Source organism: Alcanivorax sp. HI0083, from assembly GCF_001635175.1.
Genome location: NZ_LWFX01000772.1, coordinates 1 through 886 on the forward strand (window position 1 = coordinate 1; position 886 = coordinate 886).

Annotated in this window: 2 protein-coding genes; one reads left to right on the forward strand and one right to left on the reverse strand. The window is 53.6% G+C overall.

Annotated features, from left to right (window positions below; genetic code table 11):
* Positions 1 to 602: TRAP transporter large permease subunit (locus tag A3754_RS07540; protein WP_156496895.1), on the forward strand; the 602-nt coding region annotated here is incomplete at its 5' end.
* A 127-nt stretch (positions 603 to 729) separates the two neighbouring features.
* Here the strand turns inward: A3754_RS07540 and A3754_RS26040 are convergent.
* Entirely contained in the window at positions 730 to 882 is a 153-nt protein-coding gene (locus A3754_RS26040; RefSeq protein WP_231880541.1) for an OST-HTH/LOTUS domain-containing protein, read from the reverse strand.
* Positions 883 to 886: the final 4 nt, after the last annotated feature.

Sequence of the window (886 nt, forward strand, 5' to 3'; positions counted from 1 at the left end):
CGCTGGTAGTGCTCGGTGGGATCTTCTCCGGTTTCCTGGTGATCAGTGAAGCGGCGGCGGTGACGGCGCTGTATGTGTTGGTGGCCGAGGTGTTTCTGTATCGGGAAATCTCGCTGCGCAAGCTACCGACCATCATGCGCGATTCCATGATCATGGTGGGCGGTATTTTGCTGATTCTGGCGGTGGCGCAGGCCTTCTCGGATTACCTGGTGTATGCCGGTGTGCCGGAGAAATTGTTTGCCCTGATCCAGACACATGTTGAGAGCAAGATTACCTTCCTTATCCTGCTCAATATCCTGCTGCTGTTGCTGGGCGCGTTGCTGGATATCTTTGCCGCGCTGGTGATTATGGTGCCGCTGATCCTGCCGGTGGCGTTGCGTTACGGCATTGATCCGGTGCACCTGGGTATCATCTTCGTGGCGAACATGCAGATCGGCTATATCACTCCGCCGGTGGGCATGAACCTGTTTATCGCCAGTTACCGCTTCAAGAAGAAAGTCACCGAGCTGTTCGCAGCAACGATTCCCTTCATGCTGATATTGATCATCGCCTTGTTGATGATTACCTATATCCCGCAGCTCAGTCTCTGGTTGGTGCGGTAAAAGGCAGTTAATAGTTAACAGTGAATAGTTGCGCGGTCAGCGGTTGTTGATTGCTGGAAACGAGGAGGCCGCGTCCATTATCTGGACGCGGCCTCTTGCGTTTCAGTTGGTTGGTGAAGGAAAAACGTTATTTTCGTAGGATTTTTACTTGGATGCTTTTGCCTTGCCCTTTCTGGATCTGGAACCACTTGGGGTAGGCGCGGATCATGTCGCTGAGTTTCTTGTGGCCGAACAGGCGAGTGTCGAAGTCGGGTTTGCGCTTGCTCAGGTGCTGGCCCACCGTA